The sequence below is a fragment of the Mesorhizobium sp. WSM4819 genome (assembly GCF_055811215.1).
Genome location: NZ_JBVVQO010000044.1, coordinates 36,224 through 53,875 on the forward strand (window position 1 = coordinate 36,224; position 17,652 = coordinate 53,875).

The following is a 17,652-nucleotide window of genomic DNA, read 5'->3' on the forward strand; positions in this document are numbered from 1 at the left end:
CCGGGCGGGTCTCTAGCCATGCGCTACCGCACGCTTGATGCGAAACTGATCATCGAAACTGCCGAGCGACTGGAAAAACGCGTCGCCGAGCGGTTTCCCGATACCGGCTTGCGTGGCGTCGCCATAGAACTTGTGTCGCTGTCGCGTGATCTGGCCAAGGCGGCGAAGGCGTTGGAAGCGCCGATCTGGTGGCTGCGTGGCGTCGTCATCGTCACCATTGCCGCCGGCGCGCTGATGTTCCTGTTCGTCGGCACCATCCTTCCGCTCGGCCGCATCTCGGGAACCCACGACGCCATCCAGTCGGTGCAAGGCATCGAATCCTTGATCAACATGATCATCCTCGCGATGCTCGGCTTCCTGGCCTTGATCCGGACCGAGGAGCGCATCAAGCGCAAGCAGGTGTTTCGCAAGCTTCATGGCTTGCGATCGCTGATCCATGTCATCGACATGCATCAGCTGACCAAGGATCCGGCAGCGCTTTCAACCGATTTCAAGCCGACATCGCATTCACCGGCACGCATAACCGACCGTGCCGATCTCGCGCGCTACCTCGACTATTGCTCCGAAATGCTGTCGATCACCGGCAAGATCGCCGCGCTGTTCGCGCAATCGGTCAACGACGATGTGGTCGTCGATGGCGTCAACGACATCGAGTCCCTGGGCTCCAATCTGTCGCGAAAGATCTGGCAAAAGATCACGCTGATCGACGGTCCATTGCGGTCGGCTCGTCCAATTACCTAAGCTAATCTTAATCACCTTGGTCCAGCATGCCCTGTGAAGACTGTGTCGACCGGCACGGAGCACTCGACTGGCACACGACGAACCCCTGGCCAACCCGAAAACGCGCGGAAAGCGAAGCGCCGGCGCGCGGCTGTTCGCCTGGTTTTCTTCACCGATCAGAGCGGAACCGGAAGCTGTCCGCGCGCGGCTTCTCGACACCACTTTCGAGCGCAAATTCGCTGTCCTGTTCGGCACCATCAGTGTCCTGGTGCTGGCAGTCGGCGCCGCGGTCGTCACCGGCGACCGGTGGCCCTACGCCTGGATGGCGGCCGACCTCATTCTGTTTGCCGTCCGCTTCCTGCTGATGCGGGAATGTGAGCGGACCCGCAAGCGCGGGGGAACGGGGCCGCTGGCGGGCCTCATGGCCGCCGGTGGGTCATGGTCGTTGATTTTCGGCCTCGGCTGCTATGGCTGCGTCGTCAGCGGGGATATGGCGCTTGCCGTGCTGGCTGCCCTGAACGTCGCAGGCGTCGTCGGCGTGGTGTCATCGCGCAACGCAGCGACCCCGCGCTACGCCATATTCGTCATGCTGGCCGTAAGCCTGCCTTTCCTGGTTGGCGCGCTGTTATCTCCGGCGCCCGGAATGTCGATCGTCGGATTTCAAGTGCCTTTCTATGTGGCCGGCGTCATCATCGTGCTGCTTCAAAATCATGCGATCAACGCCCGCATGATCCGCGCCGAACTGGACAATCGCGATCTGGCGATCAAGGACGCGCTGACCGGCCTGCCAAACCGCATCTTCCTTCAGGAGAAACTGCGCGGCATGTGCAGCGAGCTTGCGACGCCGGCAGCAAACGGCGGCAGGCCGTTTGCCGTTCTCAGCATGGACCTCGACGGCTTCAAACACGTCAATGACCGCTTCGGCCACGCGGTCGGCGACATGCTGCTGCGCAAGGTAGCCGAACGATTGAAGCGCGCTTTCCGACCGGGGGATGTGGTCTTTCGCATCGGCGGTGACGAATTCGTGATCCTGCTGCCCGACACATCCGAGATCGAAGCCACCATGCTGGCAAAGCGGGCCATTGAGAAGATTTCGGTACCTTTCGACCTTGGCGTGGGCACCGCAATACGCATCGGGTTGAGCATTGGAAGTGCCTTCTCGCCTGCCGACGGCGGCGAGCCGGAACTTCTTCTCACCTGCTCCGATCACGCGCTCTATGAAGCCAAACGCACCGGAAAGGGCCGTTACCGGGCGCACGTGCGGGCCGCGAACTGACCACAGCGATTATTGGGCCTTTGTCGCTCAGTCCATGCAATATCCCGTATCCCGCCTAAGTGCGTCGCGTCTGAAGCGACTCCTGCGACGCACTTTTAAGCCTTTGTTTGTTTTATGCGCATTTGCCCAAAACCGCTGCGCCCGCACGGGTCAAGCCCAAGGCCATGCCTTTTGGGCGACATGCATCAGGCGTGCGACAATACGCCATGAAAACCATAGTGTCGGCGGGATGGCTGGCCCTTATGTCTGGCCGTGACAGGCCTTGCGCTTTCGACTAACGCTTTTGCCCATGACGTTGCCGACCGATCCCGCTGGAAATCTCGCCGCCCTCATCTGCTGCCCCTCCGTGACACCCATCGAGGGCGGGGCACTGAGCACGCTGGAAACAATGCTGAAACCACTCGGCTTTTCCGTCGAGCGCCCGTTGTTCTCGGAGGACGGCACGCCCGATATCGAAAATCTCTATGCGCGGCGCTCCGGCAACGGTCCGCACCTGATGTTCGCCGGGCATACCGACGTGGTGCCGGTCGGCGACGAGACCTCATGGACGCATCCGCCTTTCGCTGCCGAGATCGCCAAGGGCGAGATGTTCGGTCGCGGTGCCGTCGACATGAAGGGGGGCATCGCCTGTTTCATCGCCGCCGTGGCGCGCCATCTCGAGTCGAAAGGCGGCCTGAAAGGCTCGGTCTCGCTGCTGATCACCGGCGACGAAGAAGGGCCGGCCATCAACGGCACGACAAAGCTGCTCGAATGGGCGGTCGCCAAGGGCGAAAAATGGGATGCGTCGATCGTCGGCGAGCCGACCAATCCCGATGCGCTGGGCGACATGATCAAGATCGGCCGGCGCGGCTCTTTGTCCGGCAGCATCATCGTCAACGGCCGCCAAGGCCACGCCGCCTACCCGCAGCTTGCCGACAATCCGGTGCGCGGCCTGATGACGCTGGTCGACGCCTTGCTGCAGCCAGTCTTCGACAAGGGCACCAAGGACTTCCAGCCGACCAATCTGGAGGTGACCTCGATCGACGTCGGCAATCCGGCCACCAATGTTATTCCGGCAAAGGCGACCGCCACCTTCAACATCCGCTTCAACGACACATGGACCGCCGAGACCATCCAGGCGGAAATCCACAACCGTCTCGACAAGGCGGCGAAGCGAAAGAAATACCGGGCCGGCAAGACGACGCCGGTCGATTACGAACTCGCCTGGCGCGACCGGCCGAGCCACGTCTTCCTCACCCGCGACGAGCGGCTGATCGAAGCACTGAGCGGTTCGGTCAAGGCGGTGATCGGCAGGAAGCCGGCGCTTTCCACCTCCGGCGGCACCTCCGACGCACGCTTCATCAAGGATTATTGTCCGGTGGTCGAGTTCGGGCTGGTCGGCAAGACCATGCACATGGTCGATGAACGCGTCGCACTTGCCGACCTCGAGACGCTGACGCAGATCTATCAGCGCTTCATCGAAGACTGGTTCGAGCAAGGCGCATCGTAATCATGCTTTCGTCGGATGAAACCTATGCTTCGCTCAACGGCGCCTGGCGACTGATGCTCGGCAAGGCCGATGGGCTGCGCCAGTTCGACCTTTCGGCCGACGGTTTCTGGAATTCCTTCTTCGCCATCGTCGTCGCGGCACCGGCGCTGATCGTCGGTTGGGTCGGCCTCGCCAACGAGATCGGCGATCCGAATGCATTCGCCGGACGCTTCAGCATGCTGATCCGTCTGGCGACAGTCGACATCGGCGTCTGGGTGTTGCCGCTTGTCGGCCTTGCCCTCGTCGCGCCGCGCGCCGGCATCGGCGGGCGCTTCGTCCACTATGTCGTCGCCAGCAACTGGGCGTCGGCGATCATCGCCTGGATGATGCTGCCAGCGGCGTTGATCAGGCTTTTCCTGCCGTCCACCAACGAGTTCGCCGTACTGGCGTCGCTGCTTTTGTTCGCGCTGTCGATGATCCTGACCTGGCGGATGACAAACGTCGCCATCGGCAGGGGCGCGGCTGTCGGCAGCGCTGTCTTCGCCGGAATGTTCGTGGCGTCGCTGGTCGTTCTGTTCGTGCTGCAGGCGCTGCTCGGCATCGTCGCGCCGAGCGGAACCGGCACTTGAAGCATCCAATTGAATTTGTCCGAATTCCCGGTGTGGTTTCGCTTGCTGACGTTGGCGCCGCCCCTCACCTGCCTGCCGGCTGCCCTCTCCCCGTATAGTGACGGGGAGAGGGCAGCTCTCATCAACGATTTTGCCAACCACAGACGTTGCAAGAAGGATGCTGCGGCTGCGGCCAGCCTCTTCTCTCCGCACTATACGGGGAGAAGTGCCCAGCAGGGCGATGAGGGGCAGCGCCAACTCCCACAATTGGTTGAAGACGACGAGGACTGATTTTTACTCAGTCGTGTGCCGCCTGCGGGTAGTCCACACCGATAAGAAAAAGTCCGTCGGGCGGCGCCACCTGGCCACAGGCTGCACGGTCGCGCGCGTCGAGCGCCGCTTTCAGGTCGGCAATTGTCCAGCCGCCTTCGCCGACGCGCTTCAGCGAGCCGACCATCGAGCGCACCTGATTGTGCAGGAACGAGCGCGCCGAGGCTCGCACTTCGATCATGTCACCCAGCCGACTGACATCCAGCCGGTCGAGCGTCCGGACCGGGTTGTCGGCCTGGCACTGGGTCGATCGGAACGTGGTGAAATCATGCCGCCCCAGCAGCACCTTTGCCGCTTCGTGCATGGCCTCGGCGTCGAGCCGCTTCGGCACCCACCAGATCTTGCCCTTGTCGAGCGCCGCCGGCGCGCGCCGGTTGACGATGCGGTAGAGATAGTGGCGGCCGATCGCCGAGAAACGCGCATCGAAGCTATCCGGCACCACAGCCGCCTTGAGGATGGCGATGCGCGCCTTGGCCGTTTGCAGGTGGGCGTTGACGGCATCGCGCACCTTGTCATCAGGCCACGCCCTGACGAGATCGACATGCGCCACCTGACCGGTCGCATGGACGCCGGCATCGGTGCGGCCGGCGCCGCGCAGCGAGACCTGTTCGCCGCAGAATTTCTCGATCGCCTGTTCGATCGCCTGCTGCACCGAAGGCTGGTCTGCCTGGCGCTGCCAGCCGGCATAGAGGCTGCCGTCATATTCGATGTCGAGGCGAAAACGCGGCATTCCTAAGAAGGATGAGGTTAGGCGGCGAGCGCGGTGCCGAAAGCCGAAGCGTAGACCAGCTTGCCGGTCTCAGGCGCTTCGCCCCAGACCAGCGCCTGCAGCGCTTCGCCCTGGAACTCGCTTTCGAATTTTTCGGCGCGCGCGTGACTGTAGCCGAAGCGGCCATAATATGCGGGATCGCCAAGCACGACCGCCAGCACCTCGCCGGCATCCTTCAGGCGGATATGCGCCTCGCGGACCAGCGCACCGCCGATGCCGGTGCCATGGAATGACGGCTCGACCGCCAGAGGCGCCAGCGCCACCGCCGGAAAGCTCTTGCCGCCGTTCTGCACGTAAAGCCGCGAAAACAGAATATGGCCGACCACCTGTCCATCATCTTCCGCCACCAGTTCGACGACGGCATCGCCGCCGCTGACCAGCGCGTCGACCAGGCCGGCCTCCGCCTGCTGGCCGAATGCGTGTTCCTCGACCAGGCGGATCGCCTCGCGGTCCCGCGGCGTTGCCGCGCGTATCGACATCATGCTCATGAGAATTTCGTTCCTTTTTCGAGCTTGGCCCCGCGCAGAAACTCCTGCGCGGCAATGGGCCTTCCGCCCGCACGTTGAACTTCGACCAACCTGATCGCGCCTGACCCGCAGGCGACCGTCAGCCGGTCGTCGAGAATTCCTCCCGGCTCGCCGGCGCCTTGCGAAAGCGTCGAGCGAAGCAGTTTCAGCCGCTCCAGGCGGCCGGCAATTTCGATCTCGCACCATGCGCCGGGAAAGGGCGACAGGCCGCGAATATGATCGTGGACCTCGCCAGCAGGCCGCGTCCAGTCCACGCGCGTCTCCGCTTTATCGATCTTTTTGGCATAGGTCACCCCCTCCGTCGCTTGTGCGGTAAAAGTCAGGGCATCCCGTTCCAGACGAGCCAGCGCTTCCGCCATCAGCGCGGCGCCAATGTGCATCAGCCGATCATGCAGTTCGCCGGCCGTCATATTGGGGCCGATGGCGCATTTTTCGGCCATCGCCACCGGGCCGGTGTCCAGGCCCTCTTCCATCATCATCACCATCATGCCTGTCTCGGTATCGCCGGCCATGATGGCGCGCTGGATAGGGGCGGCGCCGCGCCAGCGTGGCAACAGCGACGCGTGACCATTGAGGCAGCCGAGCCGCGGCGCCTCGAGAATGGGTTTGGGCAACAGCAATCCATAGGCGACGACGACGGCGACATCGGCCCGCAAGGCGCGGAACGCCTGCTGCTCGGTCTCGTTCTTCAGCGACACCGGCGTCCGCACCTCGAGGCCCAGCCGCTCGGCCTCTCGCTGCACCGGCGACGGCGTCAGTTCCAGCCCGCGGCGACCGGCGGCGCGCGGCGGCTGAGTGTAGACGGCTCCAATCTCATGTCCGGCATCCGCGACCGCCCGCAGCGTCGGCACCGAGAATTCGGGCGTACCCATGAAGATGACGCGCAAGGGCATTTTGTTCCGGGTCCGGTCTTCGTCTGGCCGTTAAGTCGGCTCAGTCGAAGTCGCGAACTTTGCGGGTCGGCGACCGAAGTCGCGTTTCCTTTCTGCTTCGATTTCGTTCATGATCTTGGCGAATTCATCGCCAATTGCGTTTTCAGCAGCGAAAGTCGCGCGAATAGCGTCCCATGCCGAAAGACCCGGCTCCAGCCTGGCTTGCCTTTCGGCGACCATGCCTTCGCGCAGAAGAGCTATCGCCTTGCCCGACAGGCTCTGGCCGCTCTTACGCGCCGCCTGCTCGATTTCCCGCTTCAAGGGTTCGGGAATATTTCTGATCAGCATGTCGCTCATCGGCGTCTCCATTTCCTGATCTGGAACAGGGTAGAGGGGCGCTGTCCCGCCAACATCTTCGAAAGGTTCAGCATCAAACTGCGCGAGTATCGCCCTATCCCACTAACTTGCCCGGCGCCTTGCTGCCTGATGGTTTGTCCCTGGCGAGCTTCTTGAACTTCTTCACCACCATGTCGCGCTTCAGCTTCGAGATGTGGTCGATGAACAGAACGCCGTTGAGATGGTCGATTTCGTGCTGCAGGCAAGTCGCCATCAGCCCTTCGGCCTCGATCTCCTGCAGTTTGCCGTCGCGATCGAGATATTTCACCCGCACGGCGGCAGGGCGCTCGACCTCGGCATAGTAATCCGGGATCGACAGGCACCCCTCCTCGTAGACCGAGCGCTGATCGGCGCTCTCAAGAATCTCGGGATTGATGAAGACATGCGGCGCCGGCGGCTCGTCTTCCTTGGCGAGGTCGATCACCAGCATGCGCAGCGGTTCGCCGATCTGGATCGCCGCCAGACCAATGCCCGGCGCATCATACATCGTGTCCAGCATGTCATCGGCCAGTTTGCGCAAAGCGCCGTCGACGCGCTCGACCGGTTTCGAAACCTGGCGCAGGACGGGATCGGGAAGGATGATGAGCGGCTTGATCGACATGGCGTCTCACCTAAGACCTCGCACGAAAAGCGTCAACCGGGGCATTTGCAGCGGCGTTCACGTTTTGATCTGTGTCGTCAGGCCGAATCATCTATGCTGTCCGATATGAACGACCTGACCACCATCCTGTCCGAACCGATCGCCCGGCTGGGCGCCACCACGATCACGCTCGGCCACGCGCTGGCATTCGGCGCGGTCCTGCTCCTGGGCCTGTTCGTGGCGCTCGTGGTCGCGCTCTGGCGCTCGGCCAAGGCGCGTGCGGTGGCTGCCGCGGAAGCCGCCGACCACGCCCGCGACGCCGAGGCGCGGATGGCCGGCATCCTGGCAAGCCAGGCCGAGATGCAGGGCCGCATGGGCGCCATCGCCGAAGTGTTCGGGGCGCGGCAGGCCGAACTCACGCAGTCGATCGGCCAGCGTCTCGACGCGATGACCGGCCGTCTCGGCCAGACCATGACCGAGCAGACGAAATCGACGCATGAAAGCCTCGCCAAACTGCAGGAGCGGCTGGCGGTCATCGATACAGCGCAAGGCAACATCCAGTCGCTCGCCAGCCAGGTCGTGCAACTTCAGGCAATCCTCTCCAACAAGCAGACGCGCGGCGCCTTCGGCCAGTCGCGCATGGAGGCGATCGTCGCCGACGGCCTGCCGCACGGTGCCTACGAATTCCAGGCGACCCTGTCGAACGGCAGCCGGCCCGACTGCCTGGTGAAGATGCCGAATGGCGCGCCCGCACTCGCCATCGACGCCAAGTTTCCGCTGGAAGCCTGGAACGCCATCCGTGCCGCCGAAGGCGTCGATTTGCAGAAGGTCGCCGCACAAGCGTTTCGGCGTGACATCGAGGTGCATGTCCGCGATATTTCCGACAAATACCTGATCCAGGGCGAGACGCAGGACACCGCCTTCATGTTCGTGCCGTCCGAATCGGTATTCGCCGAGATCCACGAGAATTTTGAGGGGATTGTCCACAAGGCGCACCGCGCCCGCATCGTCATCGTCTCGCCGTCGCTGCTGATGCTGTCGATCCAGGTCATCCAGGCGATCCTCAAGGACGCCCGCATGCGCGAGCAGGCGCATTTGATCCAGGGCGAAGTCATCCGGCTGATGGAGGATGTCTCGCGCCTCGACGAGCGGGTGCGCAAGCTGCAGAGCCATTTCGGCCAGTCGGCCAAGGATATCGACGATATTCTCGTCTCGACGTCGAAGGTGACCAAGCGCGGCCAGAAGATCGAGGCGCTGGAGTTCGGCGCGCAGCCGGCGGAAGGCGACGCCGGATCGGCGGCCAGCGCGAAGACCGAAGCGGGTGCGCGCGTCGCCGACTCCAAGACCGGCCAATTGAGGCTAAGGGTGGTCGAAGGCGACGACTGAGAGGCTACTGCTCCTCGACAATCATTGTGCCTTCGAACTCCGGCAGCCAAGGCAGCGCCGAGCGGTGCCAGATCTGTTTTCTCGGGATCAGTTGTTCGCGCTGCCGCGCCGTGCCGACCCTGATGCCGTAGGCTTTCGGCCCGTCGCCAACCGACGTGGCATAGAGGTGCGTACCGCACTCGCCGCAAAAGGCCTGGGCGCGCCTGGCGCCGCTCGCTGCGGTCTTGATGTAGATCTTCGGCGTGCCCTTGGTGATGCGGTAGTGCTCCTCCGGCGCCGGCACGGTCACCCGAAACGCTGTTCCGGTCAGCTGCTGGCAATCGATGCAGTGACAAATACTGGTCTTGTCCGGATCGACTTCCGCCTCGTAAGTGATGGCGCCGCAATGGCACCCGCCGTCGATTTTCATCTTCGTTCCTCCCTTCGGCCGCGCCTCGACACGTGTTGGAGCTTAACGGCCCAGCCGCCGAAGCTCCACACAGGCATTCACAACACGGCAAACCATCCGCTGGTTCAAGGCTGCTGCGTCGACGCCTCTTCGATGACTTCTTCCGTCCAGACCTTGAAACCGGCCAGCATACCCGGCCCGAAGATATGGGTCAGCGGCACATCGGCTGCGTCGCGGCCGGAGGCGATCAGGATGCGGCCGATGCGCGGCGCATTGTTGCGCGGATCGAAGGCATGCCAGCGACCGCCGAGATAGACCTCCATCCAGGCGGCGAAGTCCATGTCCGACCACGGTTTCGGCAAGCCGATGTCGCTGATGTAGCCGGTGCAATAGCGCGTCGGGATGTTCAAGGCGCGGCAGAAGGCGACGGCGAGATGGGCAAAGTCGCGGCAGACGCCGCTTTGCTCACGATAGGCCTCTGCTGCCGTGCGCGTCGGCCGCGCGTTGCCGTAGTTGAAGATGATGTGGTTGTGGACGAAATCGCAGACCGCCTGCACGCGTGGAATACCGAGCGGTGAGTGGCCGAACAGCCGCCACGCCTCGTTCGCCAGCACGTCGCTCTCGCAATAGCGGCTCGGCAGCAGGAACAGCAGCGTCTCCGACGGCAGGTCGCGCACCTCGTGCTGCCACGCCATCAGATCACCCATCTCGAAACTTCCGGAATCGCGGATCACCGCGTCCGTGCCGAAGGTGAAGCGACCGGGCGGGGCGACAAGGCGGTTGCACCAATTGCCGAAACTGTCGCGGTAGCTCTCGATCGGCACCGGTGGGTTCGAAGTCAGGAAATCCGGCCGCTCGAGATCGGACGCGCGGGAATAGTGAACGTTGAGCATCGCGATCAGCGGCGTTTCCTGCGGAAAGTCGAAGCTCATCTCGCAGCCGATATGGATTCGCATTGTCGTCCTGACCGCCCTGCCGGATCACCACCCGGCGAAGGCACGGGCCGTTGCTGCAGTGCAAAAAGATCATCGCACGGACCAGCGCGGTTTACGAGCGAATTAGAAACGGCTGACAGCCGACGGCTGCGCCGGCGCCAGATTATGCCTCTTGCGGTCGGGCGTTTCTCTTGGTTCATTTCGCTTGCCACAATTGGAGGAAACGAATCATGGCTAAAGGTGCGATGAAGGCGGGCAAGGAAGCCCGCAAACCGAAGAAGGACGCGAAGAAACCTGCCGCTGCCCCGACCCTGAAAGCACCGCCCGTCAAGGCGACCAAACTCAAGGACAAGTAAGCCTCGGCGTTTCGGCGCAAGGTCATGACCGACGGCATTCCAGGACCATCGACATTCAGCGACTGGTCCTGAAGTGCCGTCGGCGCTGTTGTTGATTGGGCATTTCTAAATCAATGCGGCGAAGACGACTTCGCGCTTTTCGAAAAGACCGGGACGACCCGCAACCCTATGGAGGCGTTCCGATGTCGTGGATTCTTCTCTTCTTCGCTGGCCTGTTCGAGATCGGCTGGGCAGTCGGCCTCAAATACACTGACGGCTTTTCGAAGCCGCTGCCGACCGTCCTGACGGTTGCCTCGATGGTCGTCAGTCTCGCCTTGCTCGGACTGGCGCTGAAGACGCTGCCGGTCGGCACGGCTTACGCGGTGTGGACCGGCATCGGCACCGTCGGCACGGCGCTGCTTGGCATCTGGCTGCTTGGTGAGCCTGCGACCGCGATCAGGCTGGCCTGCATCGCACTCATCGTCTGCGGCATCATGGGATTGAAACTCGCGGCGTAAAGCGCATGCGTCTGAAGGGACTCATGCGACGCGCTTTACGCTCTTTTTTATGCATGTCGTCGTCCCAAAACCGCTGCGCACTTTTGGGCGACATGCATTGGTTTTGCTGCAAGGCAGCAGCACAAACGCCTTCAGGGCCGCTGCAAGGCGGCCCTGAATTTGATTGGTGATTCGCGCTTGGAGCGCTAGCGAGCGGAAAAGCCCGGAGGCGTCCTGCCGGTGCGCTGCTTGCGCGCCGCATAGCGCGCGTCGCGCTTGGCTTTGCGCTCGGCCTCGTCGGCAAGCAAACGAGCGATGCGCTCGTTCTCTTCGGCTTCCCGGATCTTCGCTTCCGCCTGCGCCGCTTCTTCCGCAGCAATCCGCGCTGCTTCAGCAGCAGCTTCGCGCTCGGCCTTTTCGGCCGCTTCGCGCGCCAGCTTCTCCTGCTTCAGCCTAGCCTTTTCGGCCTCGCGTATCGCACGGGCTTCGAGGATCGCCTTGCGTTCGGCCTGTCGTGCCAGCACCGCTGGATCGTCCGCTGCCGGCTTTGCCTTGAAGCGCTCGAGAAGCGCCTTCTTTGCCTCGTTTGCGGCATTGCGCCGCTCGAAAACGTCTTTTTCCCTATAGATAGCCAAGTCCACTTCCCTGGAGTCAATTTGCGAGGCTTACATACGCGTGAAAACCCAGAGTTCAAGCGCCAAAACGGTATGCCAGCCATGAAATTCTGAGCTGTTGCAGCCGGGAGACGCCTTTTTGGCTGAATTGGGCTGAAACGGACATGCACTGTTCACCATCCGATCCTCTGGCGGCGCGGCGGACTGGTCGCTACCTGTAGGCGCGAAAACAAAACACCAGAACAAAACACCAGGATGACAGATGATGGAACTCGGTCTCTATACCTTCGCCGACGTCCGCCCGGAATCAGGCCCCGGCGCCATCGGTGCGCATGAGCGGCTGCGCAATCTGATCGAGGAGATCGAACTGGCTGACCAGGTCGGCCTCGACGTGTTTGGGTTGGGCGAACATCACCGTCCCGATTATGCGGCTTCAGCGCCAGTCGTAGCCCTGGCCGCGGCGGCCGAACGCACCCGGCGCATAAAGCTGACCAGCGCGGTCACCGTGCTGTCCTCCGACGATCCGGTCCGCGTCTTCCAGCAGTTTGCGACACTCGACCTTCTATCCAGCGGCCGGGCCGAGATCATGGCTGGGCGCGGCTCGTTCATCGAATCCTTTCCACTGTTCGGCTACAATCTCGAAGACTATGACGAGCTCTTTGCCGAAAAGCTCGATCTGCTGCTTGCCGCCCGCGACCATGTCAAGGTGAGTTGGTCGGGCAGGCTGCGCGCTCCGATCAACGATCGCGGCATCTATCCCCGCCCGTTCCAGGACAGATTGCCGATCTGGATCGCGATCGGCGGCACCCCGCAATCCGCCGCGCGGGCCGGTGCGCTCGGCCTGCCGCTGGCGTTGGCCATCATCGGCGGCGAGCCGGCGCGGTTCGCGCCGCTGTTCGATATTTACAGGGAAGCGGCCAAACGGGCCGGCAACGATCCGGCTGATCTGGCCGCCAGCCTCAACGTGCACGGCTTCATTGCCGCGACCACCGACCAGGCGGCCGACGATTTTTATGGGCCGCAGGCCGAGGTGATGAACCGCATCGGCCGCGAGCGCGGCTGGGGTCCGACGTCGAGAGCACATTTCGACCAGTCGCGCGGCCCGAACGGCGCGCTGTTCGTCGGCAACCCCGAACAGGTGGCCGAAAAGATCGTTGCCCAGCACAGGATATTCGGCAACGACCGCTTCCTGCTGCAAATGGCGATCGGCACCATGGCGCACGCCAAGATCATGAAGGCGATCGAACTCTACGGCACCAAGGTGGCACCGATCGTGCGCAAGGAAACGGCGAAGGCGATCCCTGCCGTTGCCGCGCCGGCCGCCTGATTCGCCGGCCAGGTGGGGCCCAAGGTCATCGTCAGCACCGGCTAAACGCATCGGCCGCAAATCGCAATCGATTTTCTGGCCGATGGTAAATTCAAAGCGTTAGAGCGTACTTTGAGCGTCTAGGTGGACGCACGTCGCCCCAACGGAACCTTGAAGCCGCAAAGGCGTTTCCGCCAACAGCGTACACCAATCGCAGTGTGCCGCCGAGGGCCAGAATGAAAGCCGAACCCGCCGCTTCGGGCGCTGCCGAGAGCCCCGATCCGCGCGTCGAGGCGCGTGCGGACATGCATTTGATGCGTTCGCTGCTCGTCGGCATCTTCATCCTCATGGCGATCTACGCGCTCTCCTTCGCCCGTGCCTTCTTCATGCCGGTCATCCTGGCTTTCCTGCTGGCGCTGACGCTGACGCCGATCGTCCGTTTCCTGCGCAAACACGGCATGCCCGATGTGATATCGGCGACACTGCTGGTGCTGCTGTCGTTCTGCGTCATCGCCGTCGCAGGCTATCTGCTCAGCGGCCCGGTCATCGACCTCATCAACAACACCTCGGTGATTGGCCAGCAGCTGACCGAACGTCTCGCGCAACTGCGGCGTCCTTTCGAAAGGATCATGGAGATTTCGCGGCAGATAGAGGGACTGACGCAGACCTCCCAAGGGCCGGGCGTCCAGAGGGTAGCCATGGCGCAATCGGGCATCCTCTCGCAAGCCGCCGGCAATTTGCTGTCGGCGGGCACCAGCCTCATCATCGTCTTCGTCCTGTCGCTGTTCCTGCTCGCCTCCGGCACGATGTTTTATGAGAAGATCGTCGAATCCTTCCCCAGTCTCAGCGAAAAGAAGCGGGCACTGCGCGTCGTCTATGACGTCGAGCGTGAAATCTCGCACTATCTGCTTACCGTCGCCGTCATCAATACATGCCTGGGCGTGATCATCGGACTCGGCCTCTGGGCACTCGGCATACCCAACCCGCAGGTCTGGGGCGCAGCAGCGGCTCTGCTCAATTTCCTGCCCTATATCGGGGCGCTGATTACCATCACGCTGGTCACGATCATCGCGCTGATCAGCTTCGACAGCATCTCCTACGCGCTGCTGGCGCCGGCCTTCGTGCTGTTGTGCGATACCGTCGAAGGCCAATTCGTGACGCCGACGGTGGTCGGCCGCCGCCTAGAGATCAATGCCGTGGCGATCCTCATCGCCATTGCCTTCTGGTCCTGGCTGTGGGGTCTCGTCGGCGCGCTGATGGCGGTGCCGCTGCTGGTCGTCATCAAGGTGTTCTGCGACCATTTCGACGGCCTCAGCCATGTCGGCAATTTCCTGGCGGCGCAACATACGGCGGTTGAGGACGAAGAGATTTCAGAAACCGACACGGCTGCGGGCGTATGATCCGTGAAGCGGGATAAGCTGCGGCAGGGAACCGTGGATTGTAAAATCCAGAGCGCCCCTTTTTGCTTGGGTGGACTCATGGGCGTCAGTTCAATTTTTTGAATTTGCGGCCATCGCGGTCGGTTCCTACATCCCTCCCGTCCACAGGATCCTCGCCGCCCATGACCGCTCTTTCCGTTCTCGACCTGTCGCCGATCGTCGAAGGCAGCAACGCTTCGCAATCGCTCGCCAATTCGCTCGATCTCGCCCGCCATGCCGAGCGGCTGGGATACAGGCGCTATTGGCTGGCCGAGCATCACAATATGCCGGGCATCGCCAGCGCCGCCACCTCCGTCGCCATTGCCCATGTCGCCGGCGGCACCACAACGATACGCGTCGGCGCCGGCGGCATCATGCTGCCGAACCATTCGCCGCTGGTCATCGCCGAGCAGTTCGGCACGCTTAACGCGTTGCACCCGGGCCGCATCGATCTCGGCCTCGGCCGAGCGCCGGGCACCGACATGGGCACGGCGCGTGCGCTGCGCCGCAACCTCGAGGCCGGCGCCGACAGTTTTCCGCAGGATGTCGTCGAACTGATGGGCTATTTCCAGCCGGCCGAAGACGGTCAGCGTATCCGCGCCGTGCCCGGCGAGGGCGAGCAGGTGCCGATCTGGATTCTGGGCTCGAGCCTCTATGGCGCGCAGCTCGCAGCCATGCTCGGCCTGCCCTACGCCTTCGCCTCGCATTTCGCGCCGGCCGAACTCGACCACGCGCTGGAGATCTATCGCTCGCGCTTCCAGCCGTCGAAACAGCTCGACAAGCCCTATGTCATGCTCGGCCTCAACGTGTTCGCTGCACCCTCCGACGCCGAGGCGCGGCTGTTGTTCACCTCACTGCAGCAGGCCTTTGTCAATCTGCGCACAGGCCGGCCCGGCCGCTTGCCGCCGCCGGTCGACGGATATGAGCGCGACCTCGACCCGATGGCCAAAACCATGCTCGACCAGGCGCTGTCCTGCGCCGTCGTCGGCGCCCCGGAAACGGTCAGGCAAGGCATCGAAGCGTTCGTGCAGCGCACCGGCGCCGACGAGTTGATGGTTACCGCGCAGATTTTCGACCACGCAGCGCGGGTGCGATCCTTCGAGATTCTGGCCAACGTCCACAAATCGCTGTCAGAAGCTGCCTGACTTTTTAGCGACGCTGCGAAGGCGCGTTAGGCGCTGACGCTTTGTGCGATCGCCCCCAGCGGCGCGCCAAGGGGCCGGCATGAATTGCGGATCATCAGGCGTCCCTTGAGCGTCAGCTTGCGCGGCGGCGCGTCCCTGTTTCCGGCTAGGCGGTCGAGCAACAGATTGGCCGCCTGCTCACCGATCGCCTTGACCGGTTGTGCGACGGTGGTCAGTTGCGGCTGGAACACGTCCGACCACGGAAAATCGTCGAAGCAGGCAACCGAAATGTCCTCGGGGCAAGACAGCCCGATATCGCGGATCGCCTTCATGGTGCCGATCACCATCGGGTTGTTGGCCGAGAAGACCGCGCTCGGGCGGTCGTGCAGCGAAAGCAGCTGCATCGTCGCGTTGTAGCCGTCGACTTCATGGAAATTGCCGAAGCGGACAAGCTCGCTCTCGACCGGCAGGCCGGCAGCCTGGAGCGCCTCGCGATATCCCGTCATGCGGTCATGCATGGGCGAGATGTCGAACGATCCGGAGATGTAGCCGATCCGCCGGTGGCCGAGATCGATCAGATGGGTGATGGCGTCGAACACCGCGCGCTGGTTGTCGAGAATGACTGTGTCGGTATCGACGCCTTCGCAAACGCGGTCGAGCAGCACCACCGGCACGTTGGCGTCGTCGACAATTCTCTTCAGGATCGCGCCGTCGCCGACGCGCGCAACGATCAGTCCGTCGACCATTCGGTCGAGCAGCAGCCTGATCTGGTCGTCCTGCGTGTTCAGGTCCTCGTCCGTGCAGCACAGCATGACCGCATAGCCGGCGCGGTCGAATGCCTGCTGGATGACCGAAACGACATCGGTGAAGAACGGATTGGTGATGTGGGGAACGGTCAGCCCGATGGTGCGGGTCGTGCCCACCTTCAGGCTGCGGGCGATCGCGTTGCGCTTGTAGCCGATGTCGCGGATCGCCTGTTCAATGCGCTGGCTGAGCTCGGGACTGACGGTCGCGGTGCCGTTGATCAGCGCCGAGACGGTGGCAACCGAAACACGCGCCGCTTCAGCCACGTGCAGCATGGTCGGGGCCGTGGACTTTCGCTGCTTTTTTCGCCCTGACGCCATCATTTTCGAAACGTTTCATCGCCCTCTAGCTGCAATATCTACGGACTCTTGCAGATTTGCGCAAGAATTGAAATGCATCAATCCCGCCTCATCAGATAGCGACTTGACATGTTCGAAACGTTTAGATTAGCGTTTGAGATGTTCGACGACGACGGAAGGGAGGCCGTTCTTGTCATGGAGCATGGCAATTCCATCACGTCCGGAGATGATGCGGCCGCCGCCGCCCGCTCGGCTGTCGTTCTGAGTGCCGAGCACATCTCCAAGACCTTCGGTGGCATCGCCGCACTTGTCGATGTCGGCTTCGAGCTGCAGCGCGGCGAGATCCATGCGCTGATGGGGGAAAACGGCGCCGGCAAGTCGACGCTGATGAAAATCCTCTCCGGCATCTATACGGATTACGACGGGACGGTGAACGTCGATGCCCATCCGGTCCGTTTCGCCGGGGTGCGCGACGCCGAGCATGCCGGCATCGCCATCATCCACCAGGAGCTCAATCTCGTTCCCGAACTCAGCGTTGCCGATAATATCTTCCTCGGGCGCGAGAAGCTGATCGCCGGACTTATCGTCGACCGCAAGGCAAGCAGCCATGCCGCAGGCGCCCTGCTGCAGAGGCTCGGCATCGAGCTCAACCCGGAGGCGCGGGTCGGCAGCCTGCGTGTCGGCGAGCAGCAGCTGGTCGAGATCGCCAAGGCATTGTCGATGTCGGCGCGCATCCTGATCATGGACGAGCCGACCTCCGCGCTTTCGCCGGCCGAATGCCAGAGGCTGTTCCGGATCATCCGCCAGCTCGCCGACAACGGCGTGGCGATCATCTACATCTCGCACCGCATCGACGAGGTCATGCATCTGGCCAGCCGGGTCACCGTGTTTCGCGATGGACGCCGCGTGCTGACCGAGGCGATGGCAAAGCTCGACGAAGATACCATCATATCAGCGATGGTCGGGCGCAACCTGCTTGCCTCTTCCCAGGAAGAGCGTG

At 62.9% G+C, this 17,652-nt stretch carries 20 protein-coding genes; 11 read left to right on the plus strand and 9 right to left on the minus strand.

What is annotated here, in order from left to right:
• The first annotated feature begins 18 nt into the window (after positions 1-18).
• The 4 genes from AC0L18_RS28190 to AC0L18_RS28205 all read left to right on the plus strand — a co-directional run bounded on the left by AC0L18_RS28190 (position 19) and on the right by AC0L18_RS28205 (position 4,093).
• Positions 19-741: a hypothetical protein gene (locus AC0L18_RS28190; RefSeq protein ID WP_473495109.1), complete on the plus strand. Its 723-nt coding sequence runs from the start codon at positions 19-21 to the stop codon at positions 739-741.
• Between the two features lie 247 nt (positions 742-988).
• Entirely contained in the window at positions 989-1,996 is a 1,008-nt protein-coding gene (locus AC0L18_RS28195) for a diguanylate cyclase domain-containing protein (RefSeq protein WP_473495110.1), read from the plus strand.
• Positions 1,997-2,285: 289 nt separating this feature from the next.
• Positions 2,286-3,485: a succinyl-diaminopimelate desuccinylase gene (gene dapE / locus AC0L18_RS28200; protein ID WP_473495111.1), complete on the plus strand. Its 1,200-nt coding sequence runs from the start codon at positions 2,286-2,288 to the stop codon at positions 3,483-3,485.
• Positions 3,486-3,487: 2 nt separating this feature from the next.
• Positions 3,488-4,093: a hypothetical protein gene (locus AC0L18_RS28205; RefSeq protein WP_023801567.1), complete on the plus strand. Its 606-nt coding sequence runs from the start codon at positions 3,488-3,490 to the stop codon at positions 4,091-4,093.
• 277 nt (positions 4,094-4,370) lie between these two features.
• Here the strand turns inward: AC0L18_RS28205 and truA are convergent, their stop codons facing one another.
• The 5 genes from truA to def all read right to left on the minus strand — a co-directional run bounded on the left by truA (position 4,371) and on the right by def (position 7,567).
• Positions 4,371-5,132 carry a tRNA pseudouridine(38-40) synthase TruA gene (gene truA / locus AC0L18_RS28210; protein ID WP_473495112.1) on the minus strand — a complete coding sequence of 254 codons (762 nt, stop codon included), beginning with the start codon at positions 5,130-5,132 and terminating at the stop codon, positions 4,371-4,373.
• Positions 5,133-5,149: 17 nt separating this feature from the next.
• A complete protein-coding gene (locus AC0L18_RS28215; RefSeq protein ID WP_473495113.1) occupies positions 5,150-5,659 on the minus strand; it encodes a GNAT family N-acetyltransferase in 510 nt (169 codons plus the stop codon).
• On the minus strand, positions 5,656-6,591 hold the full coding sequence (gene fmt / locus AC0L18_RS28220) for a methionyl-tRNA formyltransferase (protein WP_473495114.1): 936 nt from the start codon (positions 6,589-6,591) through the stop codon (positions 5,656-5,658). The genes AC0L18_RS28215 and fmt overlap by 4 nt, the downstream gene beginning before the upstream one ends.
• 30 nt (positions 6,592-6,621) lie before the next feature.
• Positions 6,622-6,927 carry a hypothetical protein gene (locus AC0L18_RS28225; protein ID WP_023801563.1) on the minus strand — a complete coding sequence of 102 codons (306 nt, stop codon included), beginning with the start codon at positions 6,925-6,927 and terminating at the stop codon, positions 6,622-6,624.
• A 94-nt stretch (positions 6,928-7,021) separates the two neighbouring features.
• Positions 7,022-7,567 carry a peptide deformylase gene (gene def, locus AC0L18_RS28230; protein ID WP_128170220.1) on the minus strand — a complete coding sequence of 182 codons (546 nt, stop codon included), beginning with the start codon at positions 7,565-7,567 and terminating at the stop codon, positions 7,022-7,024.
• 105 nt (positions 7,568-7,672) lie between these two features.
• Between def and AC0L18_RS28235 the strand changes: the two genes are divergently transcribed.
• Positions 7,673-8,932, plus strand: a complete 1,260-nt coding sequence (locus tag AC0L18_RS28235) for a DNA recombination protein RmuC (protein ID WP_473495115.1) — start codon at positions 7,673-7,675, stop codon at positions 8,930-8,932.
• Between the two features lie 4 nt (positions 8,933-8,936).
• On the opposite strand, the gene AC0L18_RS28240 is transcribed toward AC0L18_RS28235, so the two are convergent.
• Positions 8,937-9,341, minus strand: coding sequence for a GFA family protein (locus AC0L18_RS28240; protein ID WP_473495116.1), 405 nt, complete (start codon positions 9,339-9,341; stop codon positions 8,937-8,939).
• Between the two features lie 104 nt (positions 9,342-9,445).
• On the minus strand, positions 9,446-10,276 hold the full coding sequence (locus AC0L18_RS28245) for a transglutaminase-like domain-containing protein (RefSeq protein ID WP_236393253.1): 831 nt from the start codon (positions 10,274-10,276) through the stop codon (positions 9,446-9,448).
• A 209-nt stretch (positions 10,277-10,485) separates the two neighbouring features.
• Between AC0L18_RS28245 and AC0L18_RS28250 the strand changes: the two genes are divergently transcribed.
• Both AC0L18_RS28250 and sugE read left to right on the plus strand, forming a co-directional pair.
• Positions 10,486-10,611, plus strand: a complete 126-nt coding sequence (locus AC0L18_RS28250) for a hypothetical protein (protein ID WP_023801558.1) — start codon at positions 10,486-10,488, stop codon at positions 10,609-10,611.
• Positions 10,612-10,793: 182 nt separating this feature from the next.
• Positions 10,794-11,108, plus strand: a complete 315-nt coding sequence (gene sugE / locus AC0L18_RS28255) for a quaternary ammonium compound efflux SMR transporter SugE (protein ID WP_473495117.1) — start codon at positions 10,794-10,796, stop codon at positions 11,106-11,108.
• 185 nt (positions 11,109-11,293) lie between these two features.
• On the opposite strand, the gene AC0L18_RS28260 is transcribed toward sugE, so the two are convergent.
• The gene (locus tag AC0L18_RS28260; RefSeq protein ID WP_023801556.1) at positions 11,294-11,722 is read right to left on the minus strand and encodes a DUF6481 family protein; all 429 of its coding nucleotides are present in this window, start codon (positions 11,720-11,722) and stop codon (positions 11,294-11,296) included.
• A gap of 244 nt (positions 11,723-11,966) precedes the next feature.
• Here AC0L18_RS28260 and AC0L18_RS28265 point away from each other — a divergent pair, with 244 nt between their 5' ends.
• From AC0L18_RS28265 to AC0L18_RS28275, 3 genes are all read left to right on the plus strand, one after another.
• The gene (locus tag AC0L18_RS28265; protein WP_473495121.1) at positions 11,967-13,028 is read left to right on the plus strand and encodes an LLM class flavin-dependent oxidoreductase; all 1,062 of its coding nucleotides are present in this window, start codon (positions 11,967-11,969) and stop codon (positions 13,026-13,028) included.
• 215 nt (positions 13,029-13,243) lie between these two features.
• Complete coding sequence (locus tag AC0L18_RS28270) at positions 13,244-14,407, plus strand: AI-2E family transporter (protein ID WP_473495118.1); 1,164 nt, start codon at positions 13,244-13,246, stop codon at positions 14,405-14,407.
• Positions 14,408-14,568: 161 nt separating this feature from the next.
• The gene (locus AC0L18_RS28275; RefSeq protein ID WP_473495119.1) at positions 14,569-15,570 is read left to right on the plus strand and encodes an LLM class flavin-dependent oxidoreductase; all 1,002 of its coding nucleotides are present in this window, start codon (positions 14,569-14,571) and stop codon (positions 15,568-15,570) included.
• A 26-nt stretch (positions 15,571-15,596) separates the two neighbouring features.
• Here the strand turns inward: AC0L18_RS28275 and AC0L18_RS28280 are convergent, their stop codons facing one another.
• Positions 15,597-16,628: a LacI family DNA-binding transcriptional regulator gene (locus AC0L18_RS28280; protein ID WP_473495120.1), complete on the minus strand. Its 1,032-nt coding sequence runs from the start codon at positions 16,626-16,628 to the stop codon at positions 15,597-15,599.
• Positions 16,629-16,847: 219 nt separating this feature from the next.
• Between AC0L18_RS28280 and AC0L18_RS28285 the strand changes: the two genes are divergently transcribed.
• Positions 16,848-17,652: ATP-binding cassette domain-containing protein (locus AC0L18_RS28285; RefSeq protein WP_473495122.1), on the plus strand; the 805-nt coding region annotated here is incomplete at its 3' end.